The following is a 17,435-nucleotide window of genomic DNA, read 5'->3' as shown; positions in this document are numbered from 1 at the left end:
GCGGGTTTTTAGCCCCCCATTCTCCGGAGCCTTCCATGTCCCGCGTTACCTTGAGTCGCTATTTGATTGAGCAGACCCGCAGCAACAACACGCCTGCCGATCTGCGCTTCCTTATCGAAGTGGTGGCGCGTGCCTGCAAGGAAATCAGCCACGCCGTGTCCAAAGGCGCACTGGGTGGTGTCCTGGGCAGCATGGGCACTGAAAACGTGCAAGGCGAAGTGCAGAAGAAGCTCGACGTCATCTCCAACGAGATCCTGCTCGAAGCCAACGAATGGGGCGGTCACCTGGCCGGCATGGCGTCCGAAGAAATGGACAATGCCTACCAGATCCCGGGCAAATACCCGAAAGGCGCGTACCTGCTGGTGTTCGACCCACTGGACGGCTCGTCCAACATCGACATCAACGCACCGGTTGGCACCATCTTCTCGGTACTGCGTTGCCCGAACGAATACCTGAGCCAGAACGAAGCCCTGAACGAAAAGGCCTTCCTGCAGCCAGGCACCGAGCAGGTGGCTGCCGGTTACGCCATCTACGGCCCACAGACCATGCTGGTGCTGACCCTGGGCGACGGCGTCAAAGGCTTCACCCTGGACCGCGAAATGGGCAGCTTCGTACTGACCCACGAAGACATCACCATTCCTGCATCCACCCAGGAATTTGCGATCAACATGTCCAACCAGCGCCACTGGGAAGAGCCGGTCACGCGTTACGTGGGCGAGTTGATGGCGGGCGAAGAAGGCCCGTTGAAGAAGAACTTCAACATGCGTTGGGTCGCCGCGATGGTGGCTGACGTGCACCGTATCCTGACGCGTGGTGGCTTGTTCATGTACCCACGTGACAGCCGCGAGCCGTCCAAACCAGGCAAACTGCGCCTGATGTACGAAGCCAACCCAATGTCCTTCCTGGTCGAGCAAGCGGGCGGCGCGTCCACCGACGGCCACCAGCGCATTCTCGACATTCAGCCCGAAGGCCTGCACCAGCGTGTGGCGGTGTTCTTGGGTTCCAAGGAAGAAGTTGAGCGCGTGACGGCCTACCACAAGAAGTAAGTCTTCGCGATAAGTGATCGGCGTTGTTGTGAGCCGGTTCACCCTTGAAGAAGCCCCGAAACGTTTCAGCGTTTTCGGGGCTTTTTTGTTTTTGCTCATCGGGAACCAGAAACCTCTTTTCCCTTCTAAGCTTCTGGCAGACCCCCATGCTGCTCAGTCCCTCCAGGAGTTTTTCCATGTCGTTACGCCGTCTCTCCCTGCTGGCTTTTTGCGTGCTGTTGGCCGCTTGCAGCAAGGTCAACCAAGAAAATTATCAAAAATTGTCGGCTGGCATGGCCAAGACAGAGGTCGAGTCGTTGCTGGGCAAGCCGACTGATTGTTCCGGCGCACTGGGCATGTCCAGTTGCACCTGGGGCGATAAAAACAGCTTTATCAGCGTTCAATATGCCGGTGACAAGGTTCTGATGTTTTCCGGGCAAGGCCTGAAGTAAACCGGGGCGAAAGCCTGCGGGAGAAGAAGAATGATCCGTTTTGTTTTGTTCCTTTGCGCCAGCCTGTTTTTGGCGGGCTGCGCCAGCCATTCTGGCGATGATCTGCAACCCAAGACCGCGAACAACGTCAACCTCAAGCGTTACCAGGGCACCTGGTATGAGTTGGCGCGATTGCCGATGTACTTCCAACGCAACTGCGCACAGTCCGAGGCGCGCTACACGCTGCTGCCGGATGGCGATATGTCGGTGTTCAACCGCTGCCTGACGACCGAATGGAAGTGGGAAGAAGCCAAGGGCACGGCTACGCCGCAAGTGCCGGGCAAGACCGACAAGCTCTGGGTGGAATTCAATAACTGGTTTACCGCCCTATTGCCGGGCGTTGCCAAGGGCGATTACTGGGTGCTGTACGTCAGCGATGACTACAAGACCGCGATTGTCGGCAGCCCGAGCCGGCGTTACATGTGGATATTGTCGCGCACGCCGACGGTCAATGCGGACACCCGCGAAGACCTGCTGAGCAGGGCGCGGCAGCAGGGGTATGACACCACACGGCTGATCTGGCGCACGTCGGACAAGCAGATGGCGAAGACTTCGCAGTAACTCTGGACCAGCGCCAATCCAATGTGGGAGGGGGCTTGCTCCCGATTGCAATGTGTCAGTCAGCACGTCTGAAACTGATACACCGCCATCGGGAGCAAGCCCCCTCCCACATGGGTTATGGGTTGCCGGTTAGCCCAGCAAATCCCTCAAGACCTGCGTGAACGCACGGCCGCTTTCTTCCTCGCCGGCATGATGCCCGTCCCGCACCACCCACTTGCCGTTGACCAGCACATCACGCACTTGCCGATCACCGCCTGCGAACAGCCAGCGATTGAGAATCCCGTCCTCTGTCGCTGTCGCCAGGTAAGGGTCGTTACCGTCCAGCACAATCCAATCCGCACGCTTACCCACTGCCAACTGACCAATCGGTTGTCCCAATGCCTGGGCACCACCGTCCAGGGCGGCATCAAACAGCGTGCGGCCGACCATCGGTTGATCGCTGCGATACAAGCGATTGCGCCGTTGATCACGCAAGCGCTGCCCATATTCCAGCCAACGCAGTTCTTCCACCACGCTCAATGAAACATGGCTGTCGGAACCGATGCCCATGCGTCCGCCCTGGGCGAGGTAGTCCACCGCCGGGAAAATCCCGTCACCGAGGTTGGCCTCGGTGGTCAGGCACAAGCCGGCAATGGCGCGGCTCTTGGCCATCCGTGTCACTTCGTCTGCGTCGGCATGCGTGGCGTGCACCAGGCACCAGCGTTCATCGATGTCGACATTGTCATAGAGCCATTGCAGCGGGCGCTTGCCGCTCCAGGCCAGGCAGTCGTCGACTTCTTTCTGTTGTTCGGCGATGTGGATATGCACCGGGCACGCCTTGTCGCTGGCGGCCAGCACGTCACTGATTTGCTGTGGCGTGACCGCGCGCAACGAGTGGAAGCACAGGCCCAACTGCTGCGCCGGTTGCGCCGCGAGGACCGGCTGCAGGCGTGCTTGCAGGTCCAGGTAGTGTTCAGTGCTGTTGATAAACCGGCGCTGGCCCTCATTGGGCGCCTGGCCGCCAAAACCGGAATGGGTATAGAGCACCGGCACCAGCGTCAGGCCGATCCCGCTGCTGGCCGCTGCCTGGCTGATCTGACGCGACAGTTCCGTGCGGTCGGCATACGGCTGGCCGCTGACGTCATGGTGCACATAGTGAAACTCGGCCACGGACGTGTAGCCGGCCTTGAGCATCTCGATGTACAGCTGGCGCGCGATCACCTGCAATTGATCCGGGCTGATCTTGCCCACCATGCGGTACATCAGGTCGCGCCAGGTCCAGAAACTGTCATTCGGGTTGCCGGCGACTTCGGCCAAACCGGCCATGGCACGTTGGAATGCATGGGAGTGCAGGTTCGGCATGCCCGCCAATACCGGGCCTCTCAGCCGTTCGGCACCCTCTGCGCTGGCATTGGCCTCAACCTGTGTCAGCAGCCCATCGGCGCTGACTTCAAGACGTACATCATTGGCCCATCCATTAGGCAGCAGCGCGCGTTCGGCAAAGAAAGCGGACATGATCAAGGCACCCCGGTCGTGTGTTTATTTGTATATACATATACAGACGTTTGCCTGCTCGGTAAACTCCGGCAATCTATGCATCTTTTCCCCCTGCAAGGATTCCCTGTGCCGACTCCGCCCGCCAAGTCTCCACTGGCTGCCCACATGGACGAAAGTCCGGCGCCCTTGTATGCCCGTGTCAAACAGATGATCAGCCAGCAGATCCTCAACGGCAACTGGCCGCCCCATTACCGCGTGCCGTCGGAGAGCGAACTGGTCAGCCAGCTGGGTTTCAGCCGCATGACCATCAACCGCGCCCTGCGCGAGCTCACCGCCGAAGGTCTGCTGGTGCGCATGCAAGGCGTGGGCACCTTCGTCGCCGAGCCCAAGAGCCAATCCGCGCTGTTTGAAGTGCACAACATTGCCGATGAGATCGCCTCTCGCGGTCATCGCCATACGTGCCAGGTCATTACCCTGGGTGAAGAGGCCGCCGGTTCCGAGCGCGCTGTCGCCCTGGAAATGCGCGAAGGCGGTCGGGTGTTCCACTCGCTGATCGTGCACTTCGAAAACGATATCCCCGTGCAAATCGAAGACCGCTTCGTCAACGCCCTGGTCGCGCCGGAATACCTGCAGCAGGATTTCACCCAGCAGACGCCCTATGCCTATTTGAACCAGGTGGCGCCGCTGACCGAAGGTGAGCACGTGGTTGAAGCCATCCTCGCCGACGCCGCCGAATGCAAGTTGCTGCAGATCGAGCCTACCGAGCCATGCCTGTTGATTCGCAGGCGCACCTGGTCTGGCCGTCAGCCGGTGACTGCCGCGCGTTTGATCCACCCCGGTTCCCGTCATAGCTTGGAAGGACGTTTCAGTAAATGAGTGCAATAAGCGTCTGGCGCGCCGTCGATTACGTGCGCATGCCGTGGAAAAACGGCGGTGGCAGTACCGAAGAAATCACCCGTGATGCAGGCACTGGCCTAGAGGGCTTTGGCTGGCGCCTGTCGATTGCCGATATTGGAGAGTCGGGCGGGTTTTCCAGCTTCGCCGGCTACCAGCGCGTGATCACCGTGATCCAAGGTGCCGGCATGGTGTTGACCGTTGATGGTGAAGAGCAGCGCGGGTTGTTACCGCTGCAACCCTTTGCGTTCAGGGGTGACAGCCAGGTGTCCTGCCGATTGATCACGGGGCCGATCCGCGATTTCAACCTGATCTATTCGCCAGAGCGTTACCACGCGCGGTTGCAGTGGGTGGATGGCGTGCAGCGGTTTTTCAGCACGGCGCAGACGGTGTTGGTGTTCAGCGTGGCGGATGAAGTGAAGGTGTTGGGCGAGAAACTCGGCCATCACGATTGCCTGCAAGTGGACGGTAACGCTGGCTTGCTGGATATCTCGGTCACGGGCCGTTGCTGCCTGATCGAACTGACCCAGCGCGGTTAAAAAATGTGGGAGGGGGCTTGCCCCCGATGGCGGTGGATCAGTCGGTACATCTATGACTGAAACACTGCTATCGGGGGCAAGCCCCCTCCCACATTTGTTTTTGCGCTGTTTACATAATCTGTTTCCAGTCCTCGCACCAATTTGTTACCGAATGCCCCAGCGTGGCGCAAAACCTCGCTCTGGTGACAAACCTCCCTCGCCGTAAACCTGCCTCTTAAGAAATTTCATCATGCCTTGAAGCCTTAATTTCCAAGGCTTGCACGCACTTTCCAAAAAAATCCAAACACCTCGCCCGGAAAGTTGGCCGCTCGATTGCATATGCTTGTATGTACAAGTAAAGATGTGTGCGTAAGAGTCGTCTTCGCACTCACCAAGCATGCGCGTCGATCGCCGAGGAGTCCTAGCTGTGACCAAGCCTACAAAATACCGTGACGTCGAAATCCGTGCCGCCCACGGTAACAAGCTCACCGCCAAAAGCTGGCTGACTGAAGCGCCGCTGCGCATGCTGATGAACAACCTCGACCCGCAAGTGGCCGAGAACCCAAAAGAATTGGTGGTGTACGGCGGTATCGGCCGTGCGGCACGTAACTGGGAGTGCTACGACCAGATCGTCGAGAGCCTCACCCACCTGAACGACGACGAAACCCTGCTGGTGCAATCTGGTAAACCGGTCGGTGTGTTCAAGACCCACAGCAATGCCCCGCGTGTACTGATCGCCAACTCCAACCTGGTGCCGCACTGGGCGAGCTGGGAACACTTCAACGAACTGGATGCCAAGGGCCTAGCCATGTACGGCCAGATGACCGCCGGCAGCTGGATCTACATCGGCAGCCAAGGCATCGTCCAGGGCACCTATGAAACCTTCGTCGAAGCCGGTCGCCAGCACTACGATTCAAACCTCAAAGGCCGTTGGGTCCTCACCGCCGGTCTCGGCGGCATGGGCGGTGCCCAGCCGTTGGCTGCAACCCTGGCCGGTGCGTGCTCGCTGAACATCGAGTGCCAGCAGGTCAGCATCGATTTCCGCCTGAACAGCCGTTACGTCGACGAACAAGCCACCGACCTCGACGACGCCCTGGCGCGTATCGCCAAATACACCCAGGAAGGCAAGGCTATCTCCATCGCCCTGCTGGGTAACGCGGCGGAAATCCTGCCGGAACTGGTCAAGCGTGGCGTACGCCCGGACATGGTCACCGACCAGACCAGCGCCCACGACCCACTCAACGGCTACCTGCCGGCCGGCTGGACCTGGGACGAATACCGCGCCCGCGCCAAGACCGAGCCCGCCGCCGTGATCAAGGCCGCCAAGCAATCGATGGCCGTGCACGTCAAAGCCATGCTCGCGTTCCAGAAACAAGGCATCCCGACCTTCGACTACGGCAACAACATCCGCCAGATGGCCCAGGAAGAAGGCGTGGAAAACGCATTCGACTTCCCAGGCTTCGTACCGGCCTACATCCGTCCACTGTTCTGCCGTGGCGTCGGCCCGTTCCGTTGGGCGGCTCTGTCCGGCGACCCGCAAGACATCTACAAGACCGACGCCAAAGTCAAAGAGCTGATCCCGGACGACGCCCACCTGCACAACTGGCTGGACATGGCCCGCGAACGCATCAGCTTCCAGGGCCTGCCGGCGCGTATCTGCTGGGTTGGCCTGGGCCAGCGCGCCAAGCTCGGCCTGGCGTTCAACGAAATGGTGCGCAGCGGCGAGCTGTCGGCGCCGGTCGTGATCGGCCGTGACCACCTGGACTCCGGCTCGGTCGCCAGCCCGAACCGCGAGACCGAAGCTATGCAGGACGGCTCCGACGCTGTGTCCGACTGGCCGCTGCTCAACGCCTTGCTCAACACCGCCAGCGGCGCGACCTGGGTCTCGCTGCACCACGGCGGCGGCGTGGGCATGGGCTTCTCCCAGCACTCCGGCATGGTGATCGTCTGCGACGGTACCGACGAAGCGGCTGAGCGGATCGCCCGCGTACTGCACAACGACCCGGCCACCGGGGTGATGCGTCACGCCGATGCCGGCTACCAGATCGCGATCGACTGCGCCAAGGAACAGGGCCTGAACCTGCCGATGATCAAGTAACCCAGGGGGGAGGGGCAAGCCCCCTCCCACATTTGATCTGCAGTGAACCAGAAAACAATCCATCAGAGGTTGAACAACATGGCTGCAAATGACACCACCCCGTTGATCGAAAGGCGTTCGATCGACTACATCCCGGAAGTGGAAAGACACGGTCGTCTGTTGAGCCAGTTCACCCTATGGATGGGCGCCAACCTGCAAATCACCGCGATTGTCACCGGGGCCCTGGCCGTGGTGCTGGGCGGTGATGTGTTCTGGTCGTTGATCGGTCTGTTGATCGGTCAACTCATCGGCGGCGGTGTCATGGCGCTGCATGCGGCGCAAGGTCCCAAGCTTGGCCTGCCCCAGATGATCTCCAGCCGGGTTCAGTTCGGCGTTTACGGCGCGGCCATCCCGATCGTGCTGGTGTGCCTGATGTACCTCGGTTTCACCGCCACCGGCACCGTGCTTTCCGGCCAGGCGCTGGGCCAGTTGTTTGGGGTCAGTGACAGCGTCGGCATCCTGATCTTCGCCAGTGTCATTGTGCTGGTCACCGTGCTGGGTTACCGGGTAATCCATTTCATCGGCCGCGTCGCCAGCGTCATTGGCGTGATTGCCTTTGTCTACCTGTTCAGTCGCCTGGTGAGCCAGACCGACGTTGGCGCCCTCCTGCAAATCCGCCACTTCAGTTGGAGCAGCTTCCTGCTGGCGGTGTCGCTCGCGGCCTCCTGGCAGATCGCTTTCGGCCCTTACGTGGCGGACTATTCACGTTACCTGCCGAGCGCGACGTCTTCGGTGAAAACCTTCCTTGCCGCCGGCGCCGGTTCGGTCATTGGCGCGCAGGTGGCGATGGTCCTCGGCGTGTTTGCCGCGGCCATGTCCAACGGGCAGTTCGCCGGTCACGAAGTGGCCTACATCGTGGGTTTGAGCGGCACCGGTGCCACCGCTGCGCTGCTGTATTTCAGCATCGCGTTCGGCAAGGTCACCATCTCTACGCTGAACTCCTACGGCAGCTTCATGTGCATTGCGACCATCATCAGCGGCTTCCGTGGCCGCCTGGAGGTCACGCGCCTGCAGCGTCTGGTGTTCGTGTTGGTCATCGTCGGTACCGCGACCCTGATCGCGTTGCTGGGCCAGCACTCGTTCCTCGGTGCGTTCAAGTCTTTCATCCTGTTCCTGCTGGCGTTCTTTACGCCCTGGAGTGCGATCAACCTGGTGGACTACTACTGCATCACTCGCGAGCGTTATGACGTGCCGGCGCTGGCCGACCCGAACGGTCGCTACGGCCGCTGGAACCTGCTCGGTATCAGCGTCTATGTGTTCGGCGTGCTGGTGCAATTGCCGTTCATCTCCACCAAGTTCTACACCGGCCCCTTGGTGGCCGCGCTGGGTGACGTGGACATTTCCTGGATCATCGGTCTGGTACTGCCTGCAGCCCTGTATTACCTGTGTGCGAAAAAATGGCACGGCACAGTGCCCGATCACCTGATCCTGCCGGTAGAGCAGGGCGCTACACCAACAACAAACGGGCTGGCCGCACAAGCCTGATGGGACGTGGACAGGGCAGGATGCCTACTGACTGCCGTAATCCATTTCAAGATTGGGAGCGTCACAACAATGAAAATGCATAAGACCCTGCTGGCCACCTTGCTCTCTGCAGGTTTGCTGGCCAGCGCTGGCGCCCAGGCGGCCGGCTGGTGCGAATCCGGCAAACCAGTGAAATTTGCCGGCCTGAACTGGGAAAGCGGCATGCTGCTCACCGACATCCTGCAAACCGTGCTGGAAAAAGGCTACGACTGCAAAACCGACAGCCTGCCGGGTAACTCCATCACCATGGAAAACGCCCTGAGCAGCAACGATATCCAAGTGTTTGCCGAAGAATGGGTCGGCCGCAGTGAAGTCTGGAACAAGGCCGAGAAGGCCGGCAAAGTCGTCGGCGTCGGTGCCCCGATTGTCGGCGCCATCGAGGGCTGGTACGTGCCGCGCTACGTGATCGAAGGCGACGCCAAGCGCAAGTTGGAACCCAAGGCGCCGGACCTGAAGAACATCGCCGACCTGGCCAAATACGCCTCGGTGTTCAAGGACCAGGAAGAGCCGTCCAAGGGCCGCTTCTACAACTGCCCGGCCGGCTGGACCTGCGAGCTGGACAACAGCGAAATGCTGAAGAGCTACGGCCTGGAAAGCACCTACACCAACTTCCGCCCAGGCACCGGCCCGGCACTGGATGCGGCGGTGCTGTCGAGCTACAAGCGCGGCGAGCCGATCCTGTTTTACTACTGGTCGCCCACGCCGCTGATGGGCCAGGTCGACCTGGTCAAGCTGGAAGAAAAACCCGGCGTGGATAAAAGCGTGAGCATCAAGGTTGGCCTGTCCAAGGCTTTCCACGAGCAAGCCCCGGAATTGGTGGCCGTGCTGGAAAAGGTCAACCTGCCCATCGACCTGCTGAACCAGAACCTGGGTCGCATGGCCAAGGAGCGAATTGAGTCGCCGAAACTGGCGAAAATTTTCCTCAAGGAACATCCTGAAGTCTGGCACGCCTGGGTGAGTGAAGACGCAGCCAAGAAAATCGACGCGGCCTTGTAGGTCAAGCGTGCCCGGCTACCCTGAGGGGCAGCCGGGCGCCTGGCCACAACCCACTGGATCGAGAGCACGCTATGTTTCCTGAGAGTTTTACGTTTTCCATCGCCGACTGGGTCAACGGTTGGGTGGACTCACTGGTCACCAACTACGGTGATGTGTTCCGGCACATCTCCGACACCCTGCTATGGGCCATCGTCAACCTGGAAGGGTTGCTGCGCGCAGCCCCCTGGTGGCTGATGCTGGCCATCGTCGGCGCGGTTGCCTGGCACGCCACCCGCAAGGTGGTGACCACGGCGGTGATCGTCGGTTTGCTGTTCCTGGTGGGCGCGGTTGGCCTGTGGGACAAGCTGATGCAAACCCTGGCGCTGATGATGGTCGCCACGGTGATCTCGGTGCTGATCGGCATTCCGTTGGGCATTCTGTCGGCGCGCAGCAATCGCCTGCGTTCGGTGCTGATGCCGTTGCTCGACATCATGCAGACCATGCCCAGCTTCGTGTACCTGATCCCGGTGCTGATGCTGTTCGGCCTGGGCAAGGTCCCGGCGATTTTTGCCACGGTGATCTACGCCGCGCCGCCGCTGATCCGCCTCACCGACTTGGGCATTCGCCAAGTTGACGGCGAAGTCATGGAAGCGATCAACGCCTTTGGTGCCAACCGCTGGCAGCAACTGTTCGGCGTGCAGCTGCCGCTGGCGTTGCCGAGCATCATGGCCGGTATCAACCAGACCACCATGATGGCGCTGTCGATGGTGGTGATCGCCTCGATGATCGGCGCCCGTGGCTTGGGTGAAGACGTACTCGTCGGCATCCAGACCCTCAACGTTGGCCGAGGCCTCGAAGCCGGACTGGCGATCGTGATTCTCGCCGTGGTCATCGACCGCATTACCCAGGCCTATGGTCGTCCACGACACGAGGCGAGCAAATGACTACTGTCAGTAAAATCGAAGTTAAAAACGTCTTCAAGATCTTCGGCGCGCGCTCCAAGGATGCGCTGGCCATGGTCGGGCAGGGCAAGACCAAGGACCAGGTCCTGGCCGAGACCGGTTGTGTGGTCGGCGTGAACGACCTGTCCCTGAGCATCGGCACCGGTGAGATCTTCGTGATCATGGGCCTGTCGGGCTCGGGCAAATCCACCTTGGTGCGCCACTTCAATCGCTTGATCGACCCGACCAGCGGCGCGATCCTGGTGGACGGCGAAGACATCCTGCAACTGGACATGGAAGCCCTGCGCCAATTCCGTCGGCACAAGATCAGCATGGTGTTCCAGAGCTTCGGCCTGCTGCCCCACAAGAGCGTGCTCGACAACGTCGCCTACGGCCTCAAGGTGCGTGGTGAAACCAAGCAGGTGTGCGCCGAACGCGCCCTGCACTGGATCGAAACCGTGGGCCTCAAGGGCTACGAAAACAAATACCCGCACCAGCTTTCCGGCGGCATGCGCCAGCGTGTGGGCCTGGCTCGCGCACTGGCGGCCGACACCGACATCATCCTGATGGACGAAGCCTTCAGCGCCCTCGACCCGCTGATCCGCGCCGAGATGCAGGACCAGCTGCTGGAGCTGCAAAAGACCCTGCACAAAACCATCGTATTTATCACCCACGACCTCGACGAGGCCGTGCGCATCGGCAACCGCATTGCGATCCTCAAGGACGGCAAGCTGATCCAGGTCGGCACGCCTCGGGAGATCCTGCATTCGCCGGCGGATGAGTATGTGGATCGGTTTGTTCAGCGGCGGGCGGCGGTGGTCTGACCCAAAAGATCGGGTGCGGCGGCTGGCCCTATCGCAGGCAAGCCCCTCCCACATTGGCCCTGTGTTAACCCGATCAAAGGTGGGAGGGGGCTTGCCCCCGATAGGGCCGGTAAGGCTGCACAAGAATTGAAGAGAGTATGAAGATGCCCCAGGCAACAACAATCACCCTCCCCGACACCCCAATGCGCTGGCAGGACGTAGTCGCCGTCGCCCGCCACGGCGCGGTGCTCGAACTCTCGGGCCAGGCCTGGGCGCGCATCGACAACGCCCAGGCCATCGTGCAGCGCATCGTCACCCGCGGTGAGCGCGCCTATGGCGTGAACACCGGCCTGGGCGCGCTGTGCAATGTGTCGCTCAAGGGCGAGCAACTCAGCCAGCTGTCGCGCAACACCTTGCTCAGCCATGCCTGCGGCGTCGGCCCGGCATTGAGCGACGAGCAGACCCGCGCGATCATCTGCGCGGCCATCATCAACTACAGCCACGGCAAATCCGGCCTGCATCCGCAAGTGGTGCACTCGCTGCTGGCGCTGCTCAACCACGGCATCACACCGCAAGTGCCGTCCCAGGGCTCAGTGGGTTACCTGACCCATATGGCCCACGTCGGTGTGGCCTTGCTGGGTGTGGGCAATGTGAGTTACCGCGGTCAGATCGTTCCCGCTCAAGAGGCATTAAGTGCGGAAGGCTTGCAGCCGGTGGTGCTCGGCGCCAAGGACGGCCTGTGCCTGGTCAACGGCACGCCGTGCATGACCGGCCTGAGCTGCCTGGCCCTGGCTGATGCGCATCACTTGCTGCAATGGGCCGACGTGATCGGCGCCATGAGTTTCGAAGCCCAGCGCGGGCAGATCGATGCGTTCGATGAAGAAATCATCGCGCTCAAGCCGCACCCTGGCATGCAGCACGTGGGGATGAACCTGCGCGCCTTGCTCGATGGCAGCGAAGTGATCGCCAGCAGCAAAGGCATTCGCACCCAGGACGCCCTGAGCATCCGCTCGATCCCGCAGATCCACGGTGCGGCGCGCGACCAGGTGGAGCACGCCACCCGTCAAATCGAGACCGAACTCAACAGCGCCACCGATAACCCGTTGGTGCTCGGCACACCGGACAACTATCGCGTGGTGTCCCAGGCCAACCCGCATGGGCAATCCGTGGCGTTGGCGGCGGACATACTGGCGATTGCCATGGCTGAAATCGGCTCAGTGGCCGAACGCCGCCTGGATCGCCTGATCAACCCGCACGTCAGCGGCCTGCCGGCGTTCCTGGTGAGCAACCCCGGGGTCAACTCCGGGATGATGATCGTGCAGTACGTCGCCGCTTCACTGTGTGGGCAAAACCGCCAACTGGCGCAACCGGCGGTGCTCGACAACTTCGTCACCTCGGGCCTGCAGGAAGACCACCTGAGCATGGGCACCAATGCCGCGCTCAAGCTGCATCAGGTATTGGCCAACGTTACTCAGATCCTCGCCATCGAGTATTTGCTGGCGGCCCAGGCGTTCGAATTTTTGAAAGACCAGCACTTCGGCGTGGGCACCGACCGCGCCTGGCGCCTGTTGCGTGAAGTGGTGCCGGCTTATGAACAGGACCGCTGGCTGGCGCCGGACATTGCGGCGGCTGCCCAGGTGCTCAAAGACACCGCATTACCCAATTTGCACTGAAGACTTATTCAACAGAAGTATTCAAAAAGAACAATTCACAAGGAGTATGAATGTGACTGCGCTAAACCTGATTCCAGGCCAGCTGAGCCTTGCCCAACTGCGCGCCATCTACCAGCAGCCGGTAACCCTCCGCCTGGATGACAGCGCCACGGCGCAGATCGAAGCCAGTGTGGCCTGCGTGGAGCAGATTCTCGCCGAGAACCGCACCGCCTACGGCATCAACACCGGTTTTGGCCTGCTGGCCTCGACCCGCATCGCCAGCGAAGACCTGGAAAACCTCCAGCGTTCGCTGGTGCTGTCCCACGCCGCGGGCGTCGGTGAGCCGATCAGCGATGCGCTGGTGCGACTGGTCATGGTGCTCAAGGTCAACAGCCTGAGCCGTGGGTTCTCCGGGATCCGCCGCCAGGTGATCGACGCGCTGATCGCGCTGATCAACGCCGAGGTGTACCCGCACATCCCGTTGAAAGGTTCGGTCGGCGCGTCCGGCGACCTGGCGCCGCTGGCGCACATGTCCTTGGTGCTGCTCGGCGAAGGCAAGGCGCGTTACAAAGGCGAATGGCTGGAAGCGACCGAAGCGTTGAAAGTCGCGGGCCTGACGCCGCTGACCCTCGCCGCCAAGGAAGGCCTGGCGCTGCTCAACGGCACCCAGGTGTCCACCGCCTATGCCCTGCGTGGGCTGTTCGAAGGCGAAGACTTGTTCGCCGGCGCCCTGGCCTGCGGCGGCCTCACCGTGGAGGCGGTGCTGGGTTCGCGTTCGCCGTTCGATGCGCGCATCCACGCGGCTCGCGGCCAACGCGGCCAGATCGATTCCGCTGCGGCCTATCGCGACCTGCTGGGTGAAAGCAGCCAGGTGTCCCAGTCGCACCAGAACTGCGACAAGGTCCAGGACCCGTACTCCCTGCGCTGCCAGCCACAAGTCATGGGCGCGTGCCTGACCCAGTTCCGCCAGGCTGCTGAAGTGCTGGTGGTCGAAGCCAACGCCGTGTCGGATAACCCGCTGGTGTTCGCCGCTGAAGGCGACGTGATTTCCGGCGGCAACTTCCACGCCGAACCGGTGGCCATGGCTGCCGACAACATGGCGCTGGCCATCGCCGAAATCGGTTCCCTGAGCGAGCGTCGTATCTCGCTGATGATGGACAAGCATATGTCGCAACTGCCGCCGTTCCTGGTCGGCAATGGCGGGGTGAACTCCGGTTTCATGATCGCCCAAGTGACCGCCGCCGCACTCGCCAGCGAGAACAAGGCACTGGCTCATCCCCATAGCGTCGACAGCCTGCCGACTTCCGCCAACCAGGAAGACCATGTGTCGATGGCCCCGGCTGCCGGCAAACGCCTGTGGGAAATGGCCGAGAACACCCGTGGCATTCTCGCCGTGGAGTGGCTGGCCGCGTGCCAGGGCCTGGACCTGCGCGAAGGTCTGAAAACCTCACCGAAGCTGGAAAAAGCACGTGGGATTTTGCGCGACAAAGTGGCGTTCTACGACAAGGACCGCTTCTTCGCCCCGGACATCAACGCCGCCAGCGAATTGCTCGCCACTCGCTGCCTGAATGAGCTGGTGCCGGCCAATCTCCTGCCGAGCCTGTAACCGCAACACCCTGTAGTGAGCGGGCTTGCCCCGCGCTGGGCTGCGCAGCGGCCCCAAAACCTGCCGTCGCGTTCTGTCTGAAGACATGCGGTGGCCATTTCAGGGCTGCTTCGCAGCCCAGCGCGGGGCAAGCCCGCTCACTACAGTTGTCAGGCGCCAGGTTTGGATTTTTCTCAGGATAAGAATAATTAAGGACGAGAAATGCAACAGCAAGAAAAGGGTTTGAAACGCGGGCTCAGCGCCCGACATATTCGCTTCATGGCACTCGGTTCCGCGATCGGCACCGGGCTGTTCTATGGCTCTGCCTCTGCGATCCAGATGGCGGGCCCCGCTGTGCTGCTGGCCTACCTGATCGGCGGCGCCGCCGTGTTCATGGTGATGCGCGCCCTCGGCGAAATGGCCGTGCACAACCCGGTCGCCGGCTCCTTCGGCCAGTACGCCAGCACCTACCTGGGCCCAATGGCGGGGTTTATCCTCGGTTGGACCTACGCCTTTGAAATGATCATCGTCTGCCTGGCCGACGTCACCGCCTTCGGCATCTATATGGGCTTCTGGTTTCCCGACGTCGCGCGCTGGGTCTGGGTCCTCGGCATTGTGTTTCTGATCGGCGGCCTGAACCTGTGCAACGTCAAAGTGTTTGGCGAAATGGAGTTCTGGCTGTCGCTGCTCAAGGTCGGCGCCATCGTCGCGATGATCCTCGGCGGTTTCGGCATCATGCTGTTCGGCATCCATTCGGCCGGTGACACCCAGGCCAGCGGTCTCAGCAACCTGTGGGCCCACGGTGGCTTCATGCCCAATGGCATCGGCGGCCTGATCGCCTCATTCGCGGTGGTAATGTTCGCTTTTGGCGGCATTGAAATCATCGGTATCACCGCCGGCGAAGCCAAGGACCCGCAACGCGTGATCCCCAAGGCGATCAACGCGGTGCCGCTGCGTATCCTGTTGTTCTACGTATTGACCTTGTTTGTGTTGATGGCGATCTACCCATGGCCGCAGATCGGCAGCCAGGGCAGCCCGTTCGTGCAGATCTTCAGCAACCTGGGCATCGGCTCGGCGGCGACCATCCTCAACATCGTGGTGATCTCGGCAGCCGTCTCGGCCATCAACAGCGACATCTTCGGCGCCGGCCGCATGATGTACGGCCTGGCCCAACAAGGGCAGGCGCCCAAGGGCTTTGCGCAGTTGTCCAAGCACGGCGTGCCGTGGATGACCGTGGTGGTGATGGGCGCGGCGCTGCTGGGCGGTGTGGTGCTCAACTACCTGATCCCGGAAAACGTGTTCCTGCTGATCGCCTCGATTGCGACCTTCGCCACTGTGTGGGTCTGGCTGATGATCCTGTTCACCCAGGTCGCGATGCGCCGCTCGATGACCCAGGAACAAGTCGCCGAGCTGAAATTCCCCGTGCCGTTCTGGCCTTATGCGCCAGCGGCCGCCATCGTCTTCATGCTGTTCGTGTTTGGCGTGCTGGGTTACTTCCCGGACACCCAGGCCGCTTTGCTGGTCGGTGCCGTGTGGATCGTGCTGCTGGTGGTTGCCTACCTGTTGTGGGTCAAGCCTGCAGCCGGGCAAGCGGCCAAGGTGCACTACGACCCGGCTTTGTCTCATCGTTAATCTAGGGAGGCGTTGATGAAAACGCTTTGGCAACACTGCCACGTCGCAACCATGGCCCAGGGCAAATACTCGATCATCGAGGACGCCGCCCTGGTGACCGCCGGTTCGCTCATCGAGTGGGTCGGCCCCCGCAGCCAGGTACCGACGGCGGATTACGCCCAGGTGCATGACCTGCACGGCGCGTGGGTCACCCCCGGGCTGATCGACTGTCACACCCACACGGTGTTCGGTGGCAACCGCAGCGGCGAATTCGAGCAGCGCCTCGAAGGTGTCAGCTACGCCGAGATCGCCGCCAAGGGCGGCGGTATTGCCAGCACCGTGCGTGCCACCCGCGCTGCGACGGAAGATGAGCTGTTTGCCAGCGCTGAAAAGCGCTTGCGCAGTCTGCTGCGCGACGGCGTCACCACGGTGGAGATCAAGTCCGGCTATGGGCTGGACCTGGTCAACGAACGCAAATTGCTGCGCGTCGCTCGTCGCCTCGGCGAAGCGTTGCCGGTCAGCGTGCGCGCCACGTGCCTGGCGGCCCACGCGTTGCCGCCGGAGTACAAGGACCGCGCCGACGATTACATCGACCACATCTGCACCGAAATGCTGCCGGCTTTGGCGGCCGAAGGCTTGGTGGACGCGGTGGATGCGTTCTGCGAATACTTGGCGTTCTCCACCGAGCAGGTGGAGCGCGTGTTCAAAGTCGCCCAGCAACTGGGCCTGCCGGTGAAGCTGCACGCCGAACAGCTTTCGTCGCTGCACGGCTCCAGCCTCGCGGCGCGTTACCACGCGTTGTCGGCGGACCACCTGGAATTCATGACCGAAGAAGACGCCATCGCCATGGCCGCCTCCGGCACCGTCGCGGTCTTGCTGCCCGGCGCGTTCTACTTCCTGCGCGAAACCCAGTTGCCGCCGATGGAGGCCTTGCGCAAACACGGTGTGAAAATCGCCATCGCCAGCGATCTCAACCCCGGCACGTCCCCAGCGCTGTCGGTGCGCCTGATGCTCAACATGGCCTGCACGCTGTTCCGCATGACCCCGGAAGAAGCCCTCGCCGGTGCTACGCAACATGCCGCCACTGCCCTGGGCATGGGCGACACTCATGGTTCGTTGGAAGTGGGCAAGGTCGCGGACTTTGTGGCCTGGCAGATCGATCGCCCTGCCGACCTGGCCTATTGGCTGGGTGGCGAGCTGGATAAACGCGTCGTGCGCCACGGCGTCGACGTCACTGTTTGA

The 17,435-nt window shown here is 61.6% G+C and carries 15 protein-coding genes; 14 read left to right on the top strand and 1 reads right to left on the bottom strand.

The features are described 5' to 3' along the window. The first annotated feature begins 35 nt into the window (after positions 1-35). From K7431_RS23280 to K7431_RS23270, 3 genes are all read left to right on the top strand, one after another. On the top strand, positions 36-1,046 hold the full coding sequence (locus tag K7431_RS23280) for a class 1 fructose-bisphosphatase (protein ID WP_003237460.1): 1,011 nt from the start codon (positions 36-38) through the stop codon (positions 1,044-1,046). 176 nt (positions 1,047-1,222) lie between these two features. Continuing rightward, positions 1,223-1,477 (top strand): hypothetical protein, encoded by a 255-nt coding sequence (locus K7431_RS23275; RefSeq protein ID WP_012721768.1) that lies wholly within the window; start codon positions 1,223-1,225, stop codon positions 1,475-1,477. 30 nt (positions 1,478-1,507) lie between these two features. Continuing rightward, positions 1,508-2,077 carry a lipocalin family protein gene (locus tag K7431_RS23270; protein ID WP_012721769.1) on the top strand — a complete coding sequence of 190 codons (570 nt, stop codon included), beginning with the start codon at positions 1,508-1,510 and terminating at the stop codon, positions 2,075-2,077. A gap of 129 nt (positions 2,078-2,206) precedes the next feature. Here K7431_RS23270 and K7431_RS23265 read toward each other — a convergent pair whose 3' ends face one another. Beyond that, the gene (locus tag K7431_RS23265) at positions 2,207-3,571 is read right to left on the bottom strand and encodes a formimidoylglutamate deiminase (RefSeq protein ID WP_012721770.1); all 1,365 of its coding nucleotides are present in this window, start codon (positions 3,569-3,571) and stop codon (positions 2,207-2,209) included. Positions 3,572-3,718: 147 nt separating this feature from the next. On the opposite strand from K7431_RS23265, the gene hutC reads away from it, so the two are divergent. The 11 genes from hutC to hutI all read left to right on the top strand — a co-directional run bounded on the left by hutC (position 3,719) and on the right by hutI (position 17,435). Beyond that, positions 3,719-4,429, top strand: coding sequence for a histidine utilization repressor (gene hutC / locus K7431_RS23260; protein ID WP_224265956.1), 711 nt, complete (start codon positions 3,719-3,721; stop codon positions 4,427-4,429). Next, positions 4,426-4,986: a HutD/Ves family protein gene (locus tag K7431_RS23255; RefSeq protein WP_012721772.1), complete on the top strand. Its 561-nt coding sequence runs from the start codon at positions 4,426-4,428 to the stop codon at positions 4,984-4,986. Before hutC ends, K7431_RS23255 begins: the two co-directional genes overlap by 4 nt. A 406-nt stretch (positions 4,987-5,392) precedes the next feature. Next, a complete protein-coding gene (hutU, locus tag K7431_RS23250; protein WP_012721773.1) occupies positions 5,393-7,063 on the top strand; it encodes a urocanate hydratase in 1,671 nt (556 codons plus the stop codon). Positions 7,064-7,141: 78 nt separating this feature from the next. Further along, positions 7,142-8,587, top strand: a complete 1,446-nt coding sequence (locus K7431_RS23245; protein ID WP_012721774.1) for a purine-cytosine permease family protein — start codon at positions 7,142-7,144, stop codon at positions 8,585-8,587. 69 nt (positions 8,588-8,656) lie between these two features. Continuing rightward, positions 8,657-9,622 carry an ABC transporter substrate-binding protein gene (locus K7431_RS23240; RefSeq protein ID WP_012721775.1) on the top strand — a complete coding sequence of 322 codons (966 nt, stop codon included), beginning with the start codon at positions 8,657-8,659 and terminating at the stop codon, positions 9,620-9,622. Positions 9,623-9,693: 71 nt separating this feature from the next. Then, positions 9,694-10,545 carry an ABC transporter permease gene (locus tag K7431_RS23235; RefSeq protein ID WP_012721776.1) on the top strand — a complete coding sequence of 284 codons (852 nt, stop codon included), beginning with the start codon at positions 9,694-9,696 and terminating at the stop codon, positions 10,543-10,545. After that, a complete protein-coding gene (locus tag K7431_RS23230) occupies positions 10,542-11,366 on the top strand; it encodes a quaternary amine ABC transporter ATP-binding protein (RefSeq protein WP_005783958.1) in 825 nt (274 codons plus the stop codon). Before K7431_RS23235 ends, K7431_RS23230 begins: the two co-directional genes overlap by 4 nt. Positions 11,367-11,509: 143 nt before the next feature. Then, positions 11,510-13,018 carry a histidine ammonia-lyase gene (gene hutH / locus K7431_RS23225; RefSeq protein WP_043206107.1) on the top strand — a complete coding sequence of 503 codons (1,509 nt, stop codon included), beginning with the start codon at positions 11,510-11,512 and terminating at the stop codon, positions 13,016-13,018. A gap of 46 nt (positions 13,019-13,064) precedes the next feature. Beyond that, the gene (gene hutH, locus K7431_RS23220; protein ID WP_012721778.1) at positions 13,065-14,603 is read left to right on the top strand and encodes a histidine ammonia-lyase; all 1,539 of its coding nucleotides are present in this window, start codon (positions 13,065-13,067) and stop codon (positions 14,601-14,603) included. Between the two features lie 201 nt (positions 14,604-14,804). Beyond that, a complete protein-coding gene (locus tag K7431_RS23215; RefSeq protein ID WP_012721779.1) occupies positions 14,805-16,214 on the top strand; it encodes an amino acid permease in 1,410 nt (469 codons plus the stop codon). Positions 16,215-16,229: 15 nt separating this feature from the next. Beyond that, positions 16,230-17,435, top strand: a complete 1,206-nt coding sequence (hutI, locus tag K7431_RS23210) for an imidazolonepropionase (protein ID WP_043204653.1) — start codon at positions 16,230-16,232, stop codon at positions 17,433-17,435.

Source organism: Pseudomonas fluorescens group sp., from assembly GCF_020093335.1.
Lineage (GTDB): Bacteria > Pseudomonadota > Gammaproteobacteria > Pseudomonadales > Pseudomonadaceae > Aquipseudomonas > Aquipseudomonas petroselini.
Note: the sequence above shows the minus strand (reverse complement) of the source record. Positions and strands in the feature narration are given on the sequence as shown.

What these genes read in the sequence shown, in the direction of transcription:
- K7431_RS23280 (WP_003237460.1), top strand. Translation starts at nt 36, where the DNA reads ATGTCCCGCGTTACCTTGAGTCGCTATTTGATTGAGCAGACCCGCAGC.
- K7431_RS23275 (WP_012721768.1), top strand. Translation starts at nt 1,223, where the DNA reads ATGTCGTTACGCCGTCTCTCCCTGCTGGCTTTTTGCGTGCTGTTGGCC.
- K7431_RS23270 (WP_012721769.1), top strand. Translation starts at nt 1,508, where the DNA reads ATGATCCGTTTTGTTTTGTTCCTTTGCGCCAGCCTGTTTTTGGCGGGC.
- K7431_RS23265 (WP_012721770.1), bottom strand. Translation starts at nt 3,571, where the DNA reads ATGTCCGCTTTCTTTGCCGAACGCGCGCTGCTGCCTAATGGATGGGCC.
- hutC (WP_224265956.1), top strand. Translation starts at nt 3,719, where the DNA reads ATGGACGAAAGTCCGGCGCCCTTGTATGCCCGTGTCAAACAGATGATC.
- K7431_RS23255 (WP_012721772.1), top strand. Translation starts at nt 4,426, where the DNA reads ATGAGTGCAATAAGCGTCTGGCGCGCCGTCGATTACGTGCGCATGCCG.
- K7431_RS23245 (WP_012721774.1), top strand. Translation starts at nt 7,142, where the DNA reads ATGGCTGCAAATGACACCACCCCGTTGATCGAAAGGCGTTCGATCGAC.
- K7431_RS23240 (WP_012721775.1), top strand. Translation starts at nt 8,657, where the DNA reads ATGAAAATGCATAAGACCCTGCTGGCCACCTTGCTCTCTGCAGGTTTG.
- K7431_RS23235 (WP_012721776.1), top strand. Translation starts at nt 9,694, where the DNA reads ATGTTTCCTGAGAGTTTTACGTTTTCCATCGCCGACTGGGTCAACGGT.
- K7431_RS23230 (WP_005783958.1), top strand. Translation starts at nt 10,542, where the DNA reads ATGACTACTGTCAGTAAAATCGAAGTTAAAAACGTCTTCAAGATCTTC.
- hutH (WP_043206107.1), top strand. Translation starts at nt 11,510, where the DNA reads ATGCCCCAGGCAACAACAATCACCCTCCCCGACACCCCAATGCGCTGG.
- hutH (WP_012721778.1), top strand. Translation starts at nt 13,065, where the DNA reads ATGAATGTGACTGCGCTAAACCTGATTCCAGGCCAGCTGAGCCTTGCC.
- K7431_RS23215 (WP_012721779.1), top strand. Translation starts at nt 14,805, where the DNA reads ATGCAACAGCAAGAAAAGGGTTTGAAACGCGGGCTCAGCGCCCGACAT.
- hutI (WP_043204653.1), top strand. Translation starts at nt 16,230, where the DNA reads ATGAAAACGCTTTGGCAACACTGCCACGTCGCAACCATGGCCCAGGGC.